The organism is Streptomyces solicavernae (assembly GCF_029968095.1).
In the GTDB taxonomy this organism is placed as follows: Bacteria; Actinomycetota; Actinomycetes; order Streptomycetales; family Streptomycetaceae; genus Streptomyces; species Streptomyces solicavernae.
In genome coordinates, this window is record NZ_JASCIR010000014.1 from 1 (window position 1) to 16,460 (window position 16,460).

At 72.1% G+C, this 16,460-nt stretch carries 20 protein-coding genes; 15 read left to right on the plus strand and 5 right to left on the minus strand.

Features of this window, described 5'->3' with window-relative positions; genetic code table 11:
- The first annotated feature begins 118 nt into the window (after positions 1-118).
- The 8 genes from QIS99_RS17505 to QIS99_RS17540 all read left to right on the plus strand — a co-directional run bounded on the left by QIS99_RS17505 (position 119) and on the right by QIS99_RS17540 (position 6,431).
- Positions 119-505, plus strand: a complete 387-nt coding sequence (locus QIS99_RS17505) for a VOC family protein (protein WP_282514405.1) — start codon at positions 119-121, stop codon at positions 503-505.
- A gap of 283 nt (positions 506-788) precedes the next feature.
- Complete coding sequence (locus QIS99_RS17510; protein ID WP_282514406.1) at positions 789-2,081, plus strand: cytochrome P450; 1,293 nt, start codon at positions 789-791, stop codon at positions 2,079-2,081.
- A 152-nt stretch (positions 2,082-2,233) separates the two neighbouring features.
- Entirely contained in the window at positions 2,234-2,884 is a 651-nt protein-coding gene (locus QIS99_RS17515; protein ID WP_282514407.1) for a DUF5134 domain-containing protein, read from the plus strand.
- Positions 2,885-3,004: 120 nt separating this feature from the next.
- Positions 3,005-3,940, plus strand: coding sequence for a M56 family metallopeptidase (locus tag QIS99_RS17520; protein WP_282514408.1), 936 nt, complete (start codon positions 3,005-3,007; stop codon positions 3,938-3,940).
- An 80-nt stretch (positions 3,941-4,020) separates the two neighbouring features.
- The gene (locus QIS99_RS17525; RefSeq protein WP_282514409.1) at positions 4,021-4,731 is read left to right on the plus strand and encodes a phosphatase PAP2 family protein; all 711 of its coding nucleotides are present in this window, start codon (positions 4,021-4,023) and stop codon (positions 4,729-4,731) included.
- Positions 4,732-4,856: 125 nt separating this feature from the next.
- Entirely contained in the window at positions 4,857-5,552 is a 696-nt protein-coding gene (locus QIS99_RS17530) for an HAD family hydrolase (RefSeq protein WP_282514410.1), read from the plus strand.
- 43 nt (positions 5,553-5,595) lie between these two features.
- Positions 5,596-5,856: a hypothetical protein gene (locus QIS99_RS32185; protein WP_349017304.1), complete on the plus strand. Its 261-nt coding sequence runs from the start codon at positions 5,596-5,598 to the stop codon at positions 5,854-5,856.
- Positions 5,853-6,431: a 2'-5' RNA ligase family protein gene (locus QIS99_RS17540; RefSeq protein ID WP_282514411.1), complete on the plus strand. Its 579-nt coding sequence runs from the start codon at positions 5,853-5,855 to the stop codon at positions 6,429-6,431. The genes QIS99_RS32185 and QIS99_RS17540 overlap by 4 nt, the downstream gene beginning before the upstream one ends.
- Before the next feature lie 27 nt (positions 6,432-6,458).
- Here QIS99_RS17540 and QIS99_RS17545 read toward each other — a convergent pair whose 3' ends face one another.
- Positions 6,459-6,806, minus strand: a complete 348-nt coding sequence (locus tag QIS99_RS17545) for a VOC family protein (protein WP_282514412.1) — start codon at positions 6,804-6,806, stop codon at positions 6,459-6,461.
- A 220-nt stretch (positions 6,807-7,026) separates the two neighbouring features.
- Here QIS99_RS17545 and QIS99_RS32340 point away from each other — a divergent pair, with 220 nt between their 5' ends.
- Positions 7,027-7,101 (plus strand): 50S ribosomal protein bL37, encoded by a 75-nt coding sequence (locus tag QIS99_RS32340; RefSeq protein ID WP_373297613.1) that lies wholly within the window; start codon positions 7,027-7,029, stop codon positions 7,099-7,101.
- A 105-nt stretch (positions 7,102-7,206) separates the two neighbouring features.
- Here the strand turns inward: QIS99_RS32340 and QIS99_RS17550 are convergent, their stop codons facing one another.
- Positions 7,207-8,433 carry an acyl-CoA dehydrogenase family protein gene (locus tag QIS99_RS17550; RefSeq protein WP_282514413.1) on the minus strand — a complete coding sequence of 409 codons (1,227 nt, stop codon included), beginning with the start codon at positions 8,431-8,433 and terminating at the stop codon, positions 7,207-7,209.
- Between the two features lie 164 nt (positions 8,434-8,597).
- Here QIS99_RS17550 and QIS99_RS17555 point away from each other — a divergent pair, with 164 nt between their 5' ends.
- A complete protein-coding gene (locus tag QIS99_RS17555) occupies positions 8,598-9,242 on the plus strand; it encodes a TetR family transcriptional regulator (protein WP_282514414.1) in 645 nt (214 codons plus the stop codon).
- Between the two features lie 174 nt (positions 9,243-9,416).
- Here the strand turns inward: QIS99_RS17555 and def are convergent, their stop codons facing one another.
- A complete protein-coding gene (def, locus tag QIS99_RS17560; protein WP_282514415.1) occupies positions 9,417-9,959 on the minus strand; it encodes a peptide deformylase in 543 nt (180 codons plus the stop codon).
- Positions 9,960-10,097: 138 nt separating this feature from the next.
- On the opposite strand from def, the gene QIS99_RS17565 reads away from it, so the two are divergent.
- The 5 genes from QIS99_RS17565 (at position 10,098) to QIS99_RS17585 (ending at position 14,845) form a co-directional block, all read left to right on the plus strand.
- Positions 10,098-11,345, plus strand: a complete 1,248-nt coding sequence (locus QIS99_RS17565; protein ID WP_282514416.1) for a Mur ligase family protein — start codon at positions 10,098-10,100, stop codon at positions 11,343-11,345.
- Positions 11,346-11,388: 43 nt separating this feature from the next.
- The gene (locus QIS99_RS17570; protein WP_282514417.1) at positions 11,389-12,117 is read left to right on the plus strand and encodes a type 1 glutamine amidotransferase; all 729 of its coding nucleotides are present in this window, start codon (positions 11,389-11,391) and stop codon (positions 12,115-12,117) included.
- Between the two features lie 273 nt (positions 12,118-12,390).
- The gene (locus QIS99_RS17575; protein WP_282514418.1) at positions 12,391-13,416 is read left to right on the plus strand and encodes a 6-phosphofructokinase; all 1,026 of its coding nucleotides are present in this window, start codon (positions 12,391-12,393) and stop codon (positions 13,414-13,416) included.
- A gap of 101 nt (positions 13,417-13,517) precedes the next feature.
- A complete protein-coding gene (locus QIS99_RS17580; protein WP_282514419.1) occupies positions 13,518-14,468 on the plus strand; it encodes a cytochrome c oxidase assembly protein in 951 nt (316 codons plus the stop codon).
- A gap of 197 nt (positions 14,469-14,665) precedes the next feature.
- A complete protein-coding gene (locus QIS99_RS17585; RefSeq protein ID WP_282514420.1) occupies positions 14,666-14,845 on the plus strand; it encodes a hypothetical protein in 180 nt (59 codons plus the stop codon).
- An 80-nt stretch (positions 14,846-14,925) separates the two neighbouring features.
- On the opposite strand, the gene QIS99_RS17590 is transcribed toward QIS99_RS17585, so the two are convergent.
- Together QIS99_RS17590 and QIS99_RS17595 are read right to left on the minus strand one after the other, a co-directional pair.
- Entirely contained in the window at positions 14,926-15,420 is a 495-nt protein-coding gene (locus QIS99_RS17590) for a thioesterase family protein (RefSeq protein WP_282514421.1), read from the minus strand.
- Positions 15,417-16,424 carry a 3-hydroxyacyl-CoA dehydrogenase NAD-binding domain-containing protein gene (locus QIS99_RS17595; protein WP_282514422.1) on the minus strand — a complete coding sequence of 336 codons (1,008 nt, stop codon included), beginning with the start codon at positions 16,422-16,424 and terminating at the stop codon, positions 15,417-15,419. Before QIS99_RS17595 ends, QIS99_RS17590 begins: the two co-directional genes overlap by 4 nt.
- Positions 16,425-16,460: the final 36 nt, after the last annotated feature.

The window sequence follows — 16,460 nt, forward strand, 5'->3', positions numbered from 1 at the left end:
GTACTTGGGTGATTCGGGCGTGCGGCGAGTGGGGGTACCCCCGGCCGGAGGCTGGGGGAGCGTGCCAGACGTCGTGGACCCGCGAAGATCCGCCGGACAGGCCCTAGGGTGCCGTTTCATGGTCCACGTACTGAGCAGCCGCACCCTTCTGCGCCCCGTCGACCCCGAGCGGAGCCGCACCTTCTACGGGCGGACCCTCGGGCTCGGCATCTACCGCGAGTTCGGCACCGGGCCGGAGCGCGGCACCGTCTACTTCCTGGGCGGCGGCTTCCTGGAGCTGTCCGGGCGGGCGGACCGGGCGCCGTCGCCGGGGATCAGGCTCTGGCTGCAGGTCGCCGACGTCGCCGCGGCCCACGGCGAACTGCGGGCGGGCGGCGTCGAAGTGGTGCGGGAACCGCGTCAGGAACCCTGGGGCCTCATCGAGATGTGGATCAAGGACCCCGACGGCAACGACATCGTCCTCGTCGAGGTACCCGCCGACCACCCGCTGCGCTACCGCCCTTGACGTACGGCCCGTAACGCCACGTACCGCCCGCACCATCACGTACCCCCCACAACCCCCGCAGCCCTGCTCCCCCACTCCCCCGGAGCGCCCGCACGCGCCCCCCTGTGCCACAGCGCACACCCCGATCCGTGCAACCCCGAGACGAGGCCGGAGCGTCCCTGATTCGACCCTGATTCCCAGCCCAGAGACGCCCCTCGGTCACCACGGGGAGCGATCGGCCACTTATGCTGACCGCTCCCGTTAGTACCGAGACCGCATCGAGAGTCTGGGCTGTACGTCGACCATGGAGCTCACATTGAGGGCGAATCTCCGATCCCGCATCGCCGCTCGGCTGGGGCGCAAGTACCTGGCCAGGATCAAGAAACACGGCATCGGATCGTCCACGATCTCGCTCCTGCCCGAGCAACTCCTGATGCCGCTGCGCCGCGAGGGACTCGACCCGGCGCCACAGCTCATCAGAGCCCAGGACGAGGCGCCCATCTCCAAGGTGCCGCTGCCGTTCGGCATGGACGCCTGGGTCGTCACGGGGCACGAGGAGGTGAAGGCGGTCCTCGGCGCGACCGACGGATTCAGCACCGACTTCACCAACCTCGCGGGCAACGCGGGCGTGCTGGAGGAGCAGAACCCCGGCGGACTCGGCTTCGCGGACCCGCCGGTGCACACGCGGCTGCGCAAGATACTCACCCCGGAGTTCACCATGCGCCGCCTGCGCAGGCTGACTCCGCGGATCGACGAAATCGTCAACGACTGCCTGGACTCGATGGAGCGCAGCCCGGACCCGGTCGACCTCGTGCAGTCCTTCGCCCTGCCGATCCCGTCGCTCACGATCTGCGAACTGCTCGGCGTCCCTTACGAGGACCGGCATGACTTCCAGCAGCTGAGCATGGCCCGCTTCGACCTGTCCGACGGCGCGATAGCGCCCTTCGGCCACACCTCCGCCTCGCTCGACTACTTCCGCGACGTAGTGAAGAAGCAGCGCGAGAAGCCCGGTGACGGACTGCTCGGCATGATCGTCCGCGAGCACGGCGACACGGTCGGCGACGAGGAGCTGGCCGGCCTCGCCGACGGCGTCCTGACCGGCGGTTTCGAGACCACCGCGAGCATGCTGGCGCTCGGTTCCCTGGTGCTCCTGCAGGATCCGCGGGCCTTCGCCCGGGTCCGGGACGAGGACGCGGCGGCGGCGCCGTTCGTCGAGGAGGCGCTGCGCTATCTGACCGTGGTGCAGCTGGCGTTCCCGCGGTTCGCGAAGGAGGACATCGAGATAGCCGGGGTGCACATCCCCAAGGGCGACATGATGTTGTGCTCCCTCAGCGGCGCCAACCGCGACCCGCGCTTCACCGGCGGCGACCGCGGCGCCTTTGACGCGGACCGCAGGGCCGGCGGCCACCTCGCCTTCGGCTACGGCATCCACCGCTGCATCGGCGCCGAACTGGCCCGCATGGAACTGCGCGCCGCCTACCCGGCCCTGCTGCGCCGCTTCCCCGAGATGAAGCTGGCCGTCTCACCGGACGAACTCGCCTTCCGCAAGCTGTCCATCGTGTACGGCGTGGAGTCCCTGCCGGTCCATCTGCGCTGACGCTTCCTTCGCGCCCCCCTCGCCCCCTGCGGGCCCCGCGCGTGCTCCCCGCGTACACCCGTGCGCCCGCTTCGGCACGGCCCCGCCGGGCATCGACGTATCGACACGGACATGTGCCGACACGTCGACGGTGACGGAGGGGGAGGTGTGCCGTGCACGGATCGGCACTGGCCGGGTGGCTGCTCGTCGCGCTGTGCACGGCGACCGGGGCGTACTGCCTGCTGCGGATGCGCAGCCCGGTCGCCGAAGAGCGCAGCGCGGCGGGCGGTGAGGCCCTGATGGGGTTCGGGATGGCGCTGATGGCCGTCCCGGCCGCGGTGTTCGGGCCGCCCGCATGGGTGTGGTGGGCGTACGGGACGGTGTTCGGCGCAGCCGCGGTGCGCGCGCTGTGGAAGGCGCGGGGGCACGCCCGCGGGCGGGGGCGCGCCCGAGGTCGGGGTCACGCCCGCGAGCGGGGTCACGCCCGCGGGCGGGGGGACGGGTGCGCGGGCGGGCCCGCGCACCACCTGCACCATCTCGTCGGCGCCCTCGCGATGGTCTACATGTCGGTGGCGATGGCCGCCGCGCCCGCCGGTGGTGCGGGGCACGCGGCGCATCCGGGGCCGGGCGGGTTTCCGCTGGTCACCGGGGTGCTGTTGCTGTACTTCGCCGGGTACGTGCTGCGGACCGGGGTGCGGCTGGTACCCGCGGCCGCGGGTGCCGGGCCCGTCGGCGCCGTGGCCTGGGGCGACCGGGCGGAGCTGGCGCTCGCCTGCCGCCTCGCCATGGGCATCGGGATGTTCGCGATGCTCCTGACGGTGTGAGCGCCGCACGCCCCGTACGAAATCCGCAGCGCGCTCTCACACCTACGAAATCCGTGGCGTGCGTCACTTGACGGCTCACCCCATACCCTCGGGTAGCCCGGCGCTCATAGGCTGGGGGACATGTTGGTCCCCGTCGCCCTGCTCATGCTCGGCGCGCTGACCGCCGCCGTGGGCCCCAGACTCCTTGCGCACGCCGAGTGGCCGGAGCGCGACCCCGTGGTCGCGCTGTGGGTGTGGCAGTGTGTGATCGCCACCGTGCTGCTGTGCTGTGCGCTGTCCATGACGCTGAGCGCCGCCGCCGCATGGCACGCCGTGCGAGGCCACCTCTTCGCACCCGCCCCGCAGGGCGTGGTCGAGGCGTACGCGCTGTCGGCCGCGGGCCCGTGGGCCGCCGCCACCGCGGTCACGCTCGCCCTCGGCGGGGTGTGGACCGCGGCGATGCTGAGCCGCGAGGTGTTCCGGGCGCGCGCCCGCCGGCGTTCGCGCCGGGCCGAACTCCTCGTACGCTCCCCGCTGCTGCCCGGCGAGGAGACCGGCACGGACCGGCTCGTCGTCCTGGAAGGTGAGCGTCCGGACGCCTGGTGGCTGCCCGGCACGGCGCCCCAACTCGTCATCACCACCGCCGCGTTGCGCCGCCTGAAGGGCCGTCAGCTCGATGCGGTGCTCGCCCACGAGCAGGGCCACGCGCAGGCCCGGCACGACTGGCTGCTGCACTGCTCGGCCGCGCTCGCCAACGGCTTTCCGCAAGTGCGGGTCTTCGCCGCGTTCCGCGACCAGATGCACCGGCTGGTGGAGCTGGCGGCCGACGACGTGGCCTCGCGCCGCTTCGGCCGCCTGACGATCGCGCTCGCCCTGGTCGAACTCAACGAGCACCGGGGCGTGTTCGGGCCCTGCCCCGCCACGGCGGCCGAAGTGCCGCAGCGCGTGCACCGCCTGCTCGCGCCGCTGCCGCGGCTCACCGCCGGCCGGCGCCTCCGCCTCACCGCGGCCGCCGCCCTGGTTCCGGTGATCCCGCTGCTCATCACGTTCGTCCCGGGCCTGAGCGCCCTCCGCTGACCACCCGGGCTCCCGTACGACGGCCGGGCGGGGCCGCGCGGGGCTGGCCCGTACCGGCGCGGATCGGCGAGGATCTTCGTATGCACTCCGCACCACGCCCCCACACGCCCCCGCCGAACTCCCCCTCGGCGCAAGGTCCGGCGCCGCTCTCCGACCGGGCCGGCCGGGTCGGCGTCGCCGTGCTCGGGGTGCTCAGCGCGCTGCTGCTCGGCGCGGTGGCCGTCGGCTGGGCGCCGCTGCTCGACGCCGACGCCTCCCTCGCACGCACCACCCACCGCTGGGCCGTCGCCGACCCCACGCTGACGCACGTCAACCGGATCTTCACCGACTGGGTCTGGGACACCTGGACGATGCGCGCCCTCTGCGCGGTCCTCGTCGGGTGGCTGTGGTGGCTCGGCGACCGGCGGCTCGCGGTGTGGGCGGGTGCGAGCTGCCTCCTCGCGTCGCTGCTGCAGCAGGCCCTGAAGGCGGTCGTCGGGCGGGAGCGGCCCAGCTGGCCCGACCCGGTGGACAGCGCGAACTTCGCGGCGTTCCCGTCCGGGCACGCGATGACGGCGACCGTCGTCGGCGGGCTCGTCCTGTGGGTCCTCGCCGTCCGCCGCGCGGGCCGCGCCCTGTGGACCACGGTGCTCGCCGTGACCGTGGTGTCGGTGGCGGGCGTCGGCTGGACCCGCGTCTGGCTCGGCGTGCACTGGCCTTCGGACGTCCTGGGCGGCTGGCTGTTCGGCGCGCTCCTGGTACTGCTGACGGCACTGGCCTACGGGCGGTCGGCGCGCGCCGGGCGGGCTTGAGCGGTCGGCGGGGGCGGGCTTGAGCGGTCGGCCGGGCGAGTTGAGCGGTCGGCCGGGCCGGTTGAGCGGGGGCGTGCCTGGTTCCCTCCTTGACCGGGCCGGCCGGGCGCGTCAAAGATCGGCACATGGCGGTCAAGGGCGTGCTGTTCGACTTCTCCGGAACCCTGTTGCGCATCGAGTCCACCGAGTCCTGGCTCCGCGCCACCCTGGACGCGTCCGAACTCGCCGTTTCCGAGGAGGAGTTCGTGCGGTTGGCCGCCGGCCTTGAGGCCGTCGGCGCGCTGCCCGGCGGCACCTCGCCCGGCACGGTCCCGGCGCATCTGGCGGAGCTGTGGGCCACCCGGGACGTGAGCGCCGAGCTGCACCGGGCCGCGTACACCGGCCTGTCCCGCGAGGTGGCGCTGCCCGCGCCCGGCCTCCACGAGGCGCTGTACGAACGGCACAGGACGCCCGCCGCCTGGCGCCCGTACCCGGACACGGCCGATGTCCTCGCCGCGCTCAAGGAGCGCGGTGTGCTCGTCGCGGTGGTCAGCAACATCGGCTGGGACCTGCGCCCCGTCTTCCGCGCCCACGGCCTGAACCGGTACGTCGACGCGTACGTCCTGTCGTACGAGCACGGCGTGCAGAAGCCCGATCCGCGGCTGTTCGCGGCGGCCTGCCGGGCGCTCGGAGTGGCGCCTGCGGACGCCCTGATGGTGGGCGACGACCGGCGTGCGGACGGGGGCGCGGCCCGGCTCGGCTGCGGTGTGCACTTCGTGGACCACCTGCCGGTGGAGCAGCGCCCGACGGGGCTTGAGCCGGTGCTCACGCTCCTTGACTGAGCCCGCGCGCCCGGCAGTTCAAGCCCGGTGCTACGGTCCCGGGATGATCGTCCGGACCAACGGCGCCTTCGGCAGCGGCAGGACGGCCCCGGTCGAGAACCTGCGCGGGCGGCTGCCTGAGGCACTGGCCTTTGACCCCGAGGACATCGGCCAGGTCCTCGGCCGCATCGTCGACGTGCCCACCGGGAACGTCCAGGACCTGCCGCTGTGGATGACGCTGGTCGACCCCCGGTACGGGCTGCTGCCCGGACAACGCCTGGTGGACGAGGCGTTGGGGCGCCTCGATGCCCGGGCCCCGGCGTGAGCGGCACGGGCGAGGACGCGCAAGGCTGGCCGGACCGGCCCGGTGACACCGCCCTCACGATCAAGGTGCCCGCGGCCGACCATCTCGTACGGGCCCCGTTCCCCGCACATGTCACGGTGCTCTACCCCTTTCTGCACGAGAGCCGCATCGACGCGGAGACGGACGCGCGGCTCGGCGCGCTCTTCGCCGGGCACGAGGCGTTCGACCTGACCTTCGCCGAGTTCGGCCGCTATCCGGGCGTGCTGTACCTGGACCCGTTTCCGCACGACCGGGTCGCCGCGCTCACCAAGCAGCTGATGGCCTGCTGGCCGGAGGCGCTGCCGTACCGCGGGATCTTCGGCGCGGCCGCCCTGGCCCCGCACCTGACCGTGGCCAACGACGCGGGCCCGGACACCTGGCGCTCCGCGTACGACGCGCTGGCGGCGGAGCTGTCCCCGCAACTGCCGCTGACCGCCGCCGTGCGGGCCGTCGACCTGATCGTCTGGGACGGCACCGCCTGGCGGGACCGGAAGGCGTACGAGCTGGGGCGCGAGGGCGTGGGCGTGGGCCTGGGCGTGGGCCCGGTAGCCGATTGACAACGCCGGATCGCCGGGCGGGACCGCCTACGACACCGGGTTCTCGATCAGCGTGACGCGGTTGCCGTCCGGGTCCTCGGCGGCGGCGAAGCGGACGCGCTGCGTGCCGGGCGTGACCGGGCCCGGGGTGATCTCGCGGGCCACGAGGTCGGCGAGGGCCTTGTCGAGGTCGTCGACGACGAGGTTCACCAGCGTGTGGCCGGCCTGCTCGGGCGACTGGAAGACCTGCAGCCAGGCGTACGGCGCGATGTGCCAGTCGGCGAGGCCGGGCATGGGGCGGGCGTCGGCGGCGCGGCCCAGGAGGCGTTCGTACCAGGCGACCGAGGCGTCGATGTCACGCACCGGGGCGACCGCGAGGACGTGGGTGAAAGTCATGAGCGCAACCTTTCGCGAGGAGGGTCACCCATGGCAGGGAGGTTCACTCATACCGACTCCCCCGGCCCGCGAGACTCATCGCCCCCGCCCCCGAGACTCATCGCTCCCGCTGCGGAGGCTGAGGCTCCATCGACATGCGGCGCCTGACCGCCCCTCCCTACACTGACCAGCACGCCGATATGGACGGAAATATCGGCACGTACGGCAAGGAGCCGCCTCCATGTCCAAGCGAGGGAACAAGCGCCGGGCCCGCAAGAAGAAGGGCGCCAACCACGGCAAGCGCCCCAACGCCTGAGCCACGCGCCGCGGCCCCCGTCCCGGCTGGACGGGGGCCGCGGCGCGTTCTCGTACGGGATGCGCCGACGGAACCGGCGAAACGGAACCGTCTCAGGTGCCAAAGTCAGCGGATCGGCAGGCCCGAGAGCGTGCGGGCGATGACCAGGCGCTGGATCTCGCTGGTGCCCTCGAAGATCGTGTAGATCGCGGCGTCGCGGTGCATCCGCTCCACCGGGTACTCGCGCGTGTAGCCGTTTCCGCCGAGGATCTGGATCGCCTGGGCGGTGACCTTCTTGGCGGTCTCGCTCGCGAACAGCTTGGACATCGAGCCCTCGGCGTTCTCGAACTTCTTGCCCGTGGTCGCCATCCAGGAGGCGCGCCAGACCAGGAGCCGGGAGGCGTCGACCTGGGTGGCCATGTCGGCGAGCTGGAAGGCGACGCCCTGGTTGTCGATGATCGGGCGGCCGAACTGCTCACGCGTCTTCGCGTACTCCAGGGCCTCCTCGTACGCCGCACGCGCGGTGCCGACCGCCATCGCGCCGACGGCCGGGCGGGACGCCTCGAAGGTGGCCATCGCGGCGTTCTTCACCCGCTCGCCGCCCTTCTTGGCCTTCTCGCGGGCCCGGGCGAGGCGCTCGTCCAGCTTCTCCTTGCCGCCGAGCAGGCAGTGCCCGGGGACGCGGACGTCCTCCAGGACGACCTCGGCGGTGTGCGAGGCGCGGATGCCGTGCTTCTGGAACTTCTGGCCCTGGGACAGGCCCTCGGTGTTCGGCGGCACGATGAACGAGGCGTGGCCCTTGGAACCGAGCTCCGGGTCGACGGAGGCGACGACGACGTGGACGTTCGCGATACCGCCGTTGGTCGCCCAGGTCTTCGTGCCGTTGAGGACCCACTCGTCCTTGGCCTCGTCGTACACCGCGCGGGTGCGCATCGACGCCACGTCGGAGCCCGCGTCCGGCTCGGAGGAGCAGAAGGCGGCGACCTTCACGTCGTTCGCGTCGCCGTACATCTGCGGGACCCAGGTGCCGATCTGCTCCTCGGTGCCGTTGGCGAGGACGCCGACGGCGGCGAGGCCGGTGCCGACGATCGACAGGGCGATGCCCGCGTCGCCCCAGAACAGCTCCTCCATCGCCATCGGGATGCCGAGGCCGGTCGGGTCGAAGAACTGCTGGGCGTAGAAGTCCAGGGAGTAGATGCCGAGCTTGGCGGCCTCCTGGATCACGGGCCAGGGAGTCTCCTCGCGCTCGTCCCACTCGGCGGCGGCGGGACGGATGACGTCGGCGGCGAAGCCGTGCAGCCAGTCCCGGACCTCCTTCTGCTCGTCGTTCAGGTCCATGGTGAACTCGGCCATGCCCGTCCCCTCCAACACCTTGTTACTTGCGGTAACTAGAGTCTGTTACCCGCCAGTAGCACCTGTCAACTCCGGCGTCGCATTCCATGCGTTCGAGGGCCCGGACGAGCGGGGTGTTACGTTGCGCGTTGCGTCACGGAATCGCATGGGCGGGGAGTAACACCATGGACACGACAGAACGGACCGAGCAGGCCCTGGCGGCGGAGCGCCGCAGACGGGAGCTGCTTGAGGCCGCGGAACGGGTCGTGCTGCGCGACGGCCCCGGGGCGTCGATGAACGCCATCGCCGCCGAGGCCGGCATCACCAAGCCCATCCTGTACCGGCACTTCGGCGACAAGGGCGGCCTGTACGCGGCCCTCGCCAAGCGCCACACCGACGCGCTCCTCGCCTCCCTGCGCGCGGCTCTGGACGCCCCCGCCGACCGCCGCACGCGCGTCGAGACCACGCTCGACACGTATCTCGCGGCGATCGAGGGCGCGCCGCAGGTCTACCGCTTCCTGATGCACCCCGCCGATTCCGCATCGCCGGGCGAGCAGGGCTTCGACGTGGGCCGGCACTCCGCTCCGCTGCTGCGGCGGCTCGGCGAGGAGCTGGCCGAGGTGATCGCCGAGCGGGTCGACCTCGGCGCGGACTGCGAGCGGCTCGCGCGGGTCTGGGGGCACGGGATCGTCGGCATGATGCACGCGGCGGGTGACTGGTGGCTGGGTGAACGGCCGTGCGGGCGGGACGAGTTGGTGCGGGATCTGGCGGATCTGTTGTGGGGGCGGCTCGCTGCGGCGGGGAATCGGGAGGGTGGCCCCGGGTTCTGAGCCGCACGGTCGGCTCGGTGCAGGCCGGTCGCCCTGCGGGCTCGTCCTCAAACGCCGGACAGGCTGATTCAAGCCCCGACAGAGGCGCGGGGAACTGCGCGACCAGCCACCACGGCGCCGCAGTCGGACGACAGCCGACGGCAGTCTTTCGGGAAGGGGCGGGGTGGGGAAGGCTTAGCGCGCCCCCCACGGCGCTCGGCGGGCCGCCCGGAGGACGCGTGCCCTGCGCCACCCCGCAAGCAGGTCCGGGTAGACCGTGCCCGACAAGTGGTCGCACTCGTGCTGAAGGCACCGGGCGAACCACCCCGTGCCCTCGATGCGGACGGGGGCGCCGTGGCGGTCGACGCCCTCGATCAGCGCGCGGTCGAAGCGCGGGGTCTGCGCCTCCAGGCCCGGCAGGGAGAGGCAGCCCTCGGGGCCGCGTACGGTGTCGCCGTCGGCGGCAAGCAGGCGCGGGTTGACCACATGGCCGAGGTGGCGGCGGTCCTCGTCGTCCGGGCAGTCGTAGACGAACACCCGCTGCGGGACGCCGATCTGGTTGGCGGCGAGGCCCACGCCCGCGGCGGCGTACATGGTCGCGAACATGTCCTCGACGAGACGGGACAGTTCGGGGCCGAACTCGGTGACGTCCGCGCACGGCCCGTGCAGCACGGGGTCGCCGAGCAGGGTCAGGGGCCGTACGCGCCCGGAACTGCCGGGGATCGATCCGTGTCGCATGGCGGTCAAGCGTACGTTCCGGTGTACTGCGGCGGGCGTCACGGTGCCGCAGTTCGGGCACCGGCGGGGATCTCGATAGGCTGAGGCCACCAGTGCCGGGGGCAGGCGCGGCGCCGGAAGCAAGGAGGAACTAGGACGATGGCAGCAAACCCGGGTGGCGCGGACCCGCTGACCCCGCGGGCCAAGCTGGCCGTGACGGCCGGCAAGGCGGTCGCGGCGGCGTCGCGGGCCGCGGGCCGCGGCAGCGGATCGGTGATCGGCGGCCGCGTGGCCCTGAAGCTCGACCCGGACCTGCTCGGCCGGCTCGCCCAGCACCTCGACGTGGTCCTGGTCTCGGCGACCAACGGCAAGACCACCACCACGCGGCTGATCGCGGAGGCCCTCGGCGCCGCCGGACCCGTGGTGTCCAACGCGCTCGGCGCCAACATGCCCGCGGGCATCACCTCGGCGCTCGCCGGCGGTTCGGACGCCAAGTTCGGTGTGATCGAGGTCGACGAGAAGTACCTCGCCGGAGTCGCGCGCGACGTGGGCCCGAAGGCCATCGCCCTGCTCAACCTCTCCCGCGACCAGCTCGACCGGGCCGCCGAGACCCGCATGCTGGCCGAGAAGTGGCGCGAGGGCCTGGCCGGCTCCAAGGCCACGATCATCGCCAACGCCGACGACCCGCTCGTGGTGTGGGCCGCGTCCTCCTCGCCGAACGTGGTGTGGGTCGCGGCCGGCCAGGAGTGGAAGGACGACGCCTGGTCCTGCCCGTCCTGCGGTGGCGTGATGCAGCGCCCCGGCGACGACTGGTTCTGCGGCGAGTGCGGTTTCCGCCGACCCGCGCCGAGCTGGGCGCTGGGCGGCGACCACGTCCTCGACCCGCACGGCTCCGCCTGGCCGATCCAGCTGCAGCTGCCCGGCCGCGCCAACAAGGCCAACGCCACCAGCTCCGCCGCCGTCGCCGCCGCCTTCGGGGTGCCGCCGCAGGTCGCCCTGGAGCGGATGTACCAGGTGCAGGCCGTCGCCGGACGGTACGACGTCGTGCAGTTCATGGAGCGCGACCTGCGGCTGCTGCTCGCGAAGAACCCGGCCGGCTGGCTGGAGACCTTCTCGCTGATCGACCCGCCGCCCACCCCGGTGATCCTGTCCGTGAACGCGCGCGGCGCCGACGGTACGGACACCTCCTGGCTGTGGGACGTCGACTACACGCGTCTCGCCGGGCACCCGATCTTCGTGATCGGCGACCGCAAGCTGGACCTGGCCGTGCGCCTCGAAGTGGCCGGCCTGGAGTTCACGGTGTGCGACAGCGTCGACGAGGCCGTGCAGCTGGCCCCGCCCGGACGGATCGAGGCGATCGCCAACTACACCGCCTTCCAGGACCTGCGCCGCCGCGTCGGCAACTGACCCGCGCCTCAAGGCACTTCAAGGCTTCTAAGGACTTTCGAGCATGAGTGACAACAGTCTTCGCCTGGTGTGGGTCTACCCGGACCTGCTGAGCACCTACGGCGACCAGGGCAACGCCCTCGTCGTGGAGCGCCGTGCCAACCAGCGCGGCCTGCACGTGGAGCGGCACGACGTCCGCAGCGACCAGCCGGTGCCGACCTCCGGTGACATCTACCTGATCGGCGGCGGCGAGGACCGTCCGCAGCGGCTCGCCGCCGAACGGCTGCGCCGCGACGGCAACCTGAGCCGCGCGGTCGCCAACGGCGCGATCGTGTTCTCGGTGTGCGCGGGCTACCAGATCCTCGGCCACGAGTTCATCAACGACCTCGGCCAGCGCGAGCCCGGCCTCGGTCTGCTCGACGTGACGTCCACCCGCGGCGAGGGCGAACGCTGCGTCGGCGACGTACTGGGCGACATCGACGAGCCGTTGGGCCTGCCGCAGCTGACCGGGTTCGAGAACCACCAGGGCGTCACGCACGTCGGCCCGAGCGCCCGCCCGTTCGCGCGGGTCCGCCTGGGCAAGGGCAACGGCACCGGCGACGGCACCGAGGGCGCGTACAACGACACGGTGTTCGGCACGTACATGCACGGCCCGGTGCTCGCCCGGAACCCGCAGATCGCCGACATGCTGCTGCGGCTCGCGCTGGACGTGAACGCGCTGCCGCAGGTCGACGACCGCTGGTACGAGGCGCTGCGCAACGAGCGGATCGCGGCCGCCACGCAGCCCGCGTGAGCGCGGCCACCGACGATTGAGCGGGGTCGGCCGGCCCGCCTGAGCGGGCACACCGCCGAATGAGCGGGTCGGCCATCCCGCCTGAGCGGGCCTCAGCACGCTTGAGCGGACGCCTCAGGGGTCTTCACGACCCCTGGGGCGTTTTTGTGGTTCCGGACGAAGACCGGCCCGTGAAACGGATTCGGCGCGGTCGCTTCGCACTAGTAGGGTGACGCTGTCTTAGCCGGACGACGTGGTCCGGTCTTCCGCCCACGTTGCAAGGGTTCTTGGGTCATGCGTATTGGTGTGCTCACCTCCGGCGGCGACTGCCCCGGCCTCAACGCGGTCATTCGCTCGGTCGTGCACCGTGCCGTCGCCGACCACGGCGACGAGGTCATCGGCTTCCACGACGGGTGGAAGGGCCTCCTGGAGTGCGACTACCGCAAGCTCGACCTCGACGCGGTCGGCGGCATCCTCGCCCGCGGCGGGACCATCCTCGGCTCCTCCCGCGTCCAGCCCGCGCACCTGCGGGACGGCGTCGAGCGGGCCAAGGGCCACGTCGCGGAGCTCGGCCTGGACGCGATCATCCCGATCGGCGGCGAGGGCACGCTGAAGGCGGCCCGGCTCCTCTCCGACGCGGGACTGCCGATCGTCGGCGTGCCGAAGACCATCGACAACGACATCGCCGTCACCGACGTCACGTTCGGCTTCGACACCGCGGTCGGCGTGGCCACCGAGGCGCTGGACCGCCTGAAGACCACCGCCGAGTCGCACCAGCGCGTCCTGATCGTCGAGGTCATGGGCCGGCACACCGGCTGGATCGCGCTCAACTCCGGTATGGCGGCCGGTGCGCACGCGATCGTCGTGCCCGAGCGGCCCTTCGACATCGAGGAGCTGACGGCGAAGGTCGGCGCCCGTTTCGAGGCCGGCAAGAAGTTCGCCATCGTCGTCGCCGCCGAGGGCGCCAAGCCGCGCGCCGGTTCGATGGAGTTCGACGAGGGCGGCAAGGACATCTACGGCCACGAGCGTTTCGCGGGCATCGCCCGTCAGCTCTCCATCGAGCTGGAGCAGCGCCTCGGCAAGGAGGCCCGCCCGGTGATCCTCGGCCATGTGCAGCGCGGCGGCACCCCCACCGCGTACGACCGGGTTCTCGCCACGCGCTTCGGCTGGCACGCCGTCGAGGCCGCGCACCGTGGGGAGTTCGGGATGATGACCGCGCTGCAGGGCACCGAGATCATCATGGCGCCCCTCGCGCAGGCCGTGGAGACGCTGAAGACGGTGCCCGCCGACCGGTACGCGGAGGCCGAGACCGTCCTCTGATCTCTGGTGACCTCTGCTGTCCCGAACCGCCCCCGGCCGCACTCCCGGCCGGGGGCGGTTCTACTCTGGTCCGGACAACCGGCACGAATCAGGAGCAGCGGATGGATCACAGCGGGCACGGCATGACGATGGATCTGCCGCCGTTCACGCTGGGCCGAGCCCTTCAGTTCTCTTCGGACCCGTTCTTCCTGGTGGGCTGCCTGCTGGCGCTCGGCCTGTACGGATGGGCCATGGTGCGGCTGCGGCGCCGCGGCGACTCCTGGCCGGTCGGCCGCGCGGTCTCGTTCGTGCTCGGCGTGCTGACCGTCGCCCTGGTGATGTGCACCAAGCTGAACGACTACGGCATGGTCATGTTCAGCGTGCACATGGTGCAGCACATGGTGATCAGCATGCTGTCGCCGATCCTGCTGCTCCTGGGCGCGCCGATCACGCTGGCGCTGCGGGCGCTGCCGGTCGCGGGGCGTGGCCGCAAGGGGCCGCGTGAGCTGCTGCTGATGCTGCTGCACAGCCGGTACATGAAGATCATCACGCACCCGGCGTTCACCATCCCGCTGTTCATCGCGAGCCTGTACGCGCTGTACTTCACGCCGCTCTTCGACTTCCTGATGGGGTCCACGCCGGGGCACATCGCGATGATGGTGCACTTCCTGGCGGTGGGTCTGGTGTTCTTCTGGCCGATCATGGGCGTGGACCCGGGCCCGCACCGGCCCGGCTATGTGATGCGGATGCTGGAGCTGTTCGCGGGCATGCCGTTCCACGCGTTCTTCGGCATCGCCCTGATGATGGCGACCCAGCCGATGGTGGGTACGTACATGAATCCGCCGGCCTCGCTCGGCATCGACGCCCTGGCCGACCAGGAGGCGGCCGGCGGCATCGCCTGGGCGTTCAGTGAGATCCCGTCGGTGGTCGTGCTCGTGGCGCTGCTGTTCCAGTGGCGCAAGTCCGAGGAGCGCGAGGCCCGGCGCAAGGACCGCAAGGCGGACCGGGACGGCGACAAGGAGCTGGAGGCGTACAACGCCTATCTGGCCTCGTTGCACGCACGCGGTCAATAGCACGCACGCGGTCAACAGGCAGCACCCCGCTCCCGCGGAAGGCCCCCGGAAAGCGCAGGACGACCAACGGCGTCAGCGCAGTTCCGGGGGCCTTCTGTGACGGCCGCTGGCGCGGGCGGGCCTGTGCGGGGGACCATGGGGTCAGGTCGCGGGCGGGCACCGGCCGGGTGTCCGTCCGTCGTGAGGAGGGTGTTGCGATGCCCGGTTCGACGAAGATGCCCAGTTCCACGAAGACGATGGGGGTGGCCACCGTCGGAGCGCTCGTCGCGGTGACGGGCTACACGGTCGCCCTCGGCAGCAACGGCTGGCTGTGGTTCGGCTGGATCGTGCTCGGACTGATCACCGCCGCGGTGGCCCTGTCCAACCCCACGCCCTGAGCGTCCCCCTCCGGGAAGCCGTACGGGCCCCGCCTCCCCGGGAAGGAGACAGGGCCCGCAGGCGTGTGGGGCGGGTGGGTTCAGGCCACGGGGGCGATGGACCGGCCCGCCCAGTTAGGAGCCTCGGCGACGAGCGAGGCGAGCCGGTCCCGGATCTCGTCCGGGAAGGGTGTGGTGCGCCCGGCCTGCTGGTCGACGTGGAGGGCGAGCAGCTCGGTGGTGGCCACCGGCTCGGCGCCCTCGGGAACCTCGGTCTCGGGCTCGTCCAGGACGAAGAGCTCGTGGACGAAGTGCGCCTTCTTCGCGGCGGCGCCGAGGATCCGGGTGCGGACCGCGAGGTGAGCGCCCTCGGGGACGTCGTTGAGGTACCGGATGTGCGACTCGACGGTGTAGAGGGAGCAGCCCGTGGACTCGCGGTACGCGGAGTGCAGGCCCGCCTCGATCATCATGGCGTCGGTGGCGTGGCCGAAGACGAGGACGTAGAAGGCCTCGCTCATGTGGCCGTTGTAGTCGATCCACTCCGGCCTGACCGTGCGGTGCAGCAGGGGCAGGGTCTGCTCGGTCGTAGTGGTCATGCGTTCTCCTGGTGCTGATCGGCGCTCTGGGCGCGCTGCTGCGGCAGGCGGCCGGTCGCGCGCAGGACATCGATGACGCCCTGGTCGCGTTCGGCCACCAGATCCGCGATGGTGCGTCCTGCGGCCTCCTCGTCGCAACCCGCGACCACGGCGTCGTACAGCTTCTTGTCCAGCTCGGGGGCCTCAAGCCGGGTCCACGGGGACTTCAGGGACGGGCCGAAGTGGTCCAGCATGTGAGCCATTCCACCCTCGCCGCCCGCGAGCGCGAAGGTCAGCATCGGGCCCATGAACGCCCAACGCAGGCCCGGGCCTTCGGTGATGGAGTCGTCGATCTCCTGCACGGTGGCCTCGCCGTTCGCGACCATGTGCAGGGCCTCGCGCCACAGGGCTTCCTGGAGGCGGTTGGCGATGAAGCCGGGCACCTCGCTCTGCATGGTGATCACGGACTTGCCGGCCACGTCGTAGAACCGGGAGGACCAGGTCACGGCGTGCTCGGCGGTCTGCTCGCCGCCGACGACCTCGACGAGTGGGATCAGGTACGGCGGGTTGAACGGGTGGCCGACGACCAGGCGGCCCGGGTCGGCGGCCGTGGTCTGCATGTCGGTCATCGGGTAGCCGGAGGTGGAGGAGGCGATGACGACTCCGGCGGGGGCGGCGGCGTCCAGCTGGGCCAGCAGGTCCCGCTTGAGCTCCAGCTTCTCGGGGGCGCTCTCCTGCACGAACTGGGCGTCGGCGACGGCCTCTTCGAGGGTGGCGGCGACGGTGAGGCGGTCACGGGACGCACCGTCGGCGAGGCCGAGCTGGGTGAGCGCGGGCCAGGCGGCGTCGACCAGGCGGCGCAGCTTGACCTCGGCGTCGGGGGCCGGGTCCCAGGCGGTGACGTCGTAGCCGCGGGCCAGGAAGTGGGCGACCCAGCCGCCGCCGATGACGCCGGCACCGATGCAGGCGACGCGGGTGACGTCCTCGGGGGCGCAGGGGGCTTCGGGGGTGGTGACAGCGGTCATGAGGAGTCCTCGGGCAGGGGGTGTGCGGGGGTTCTC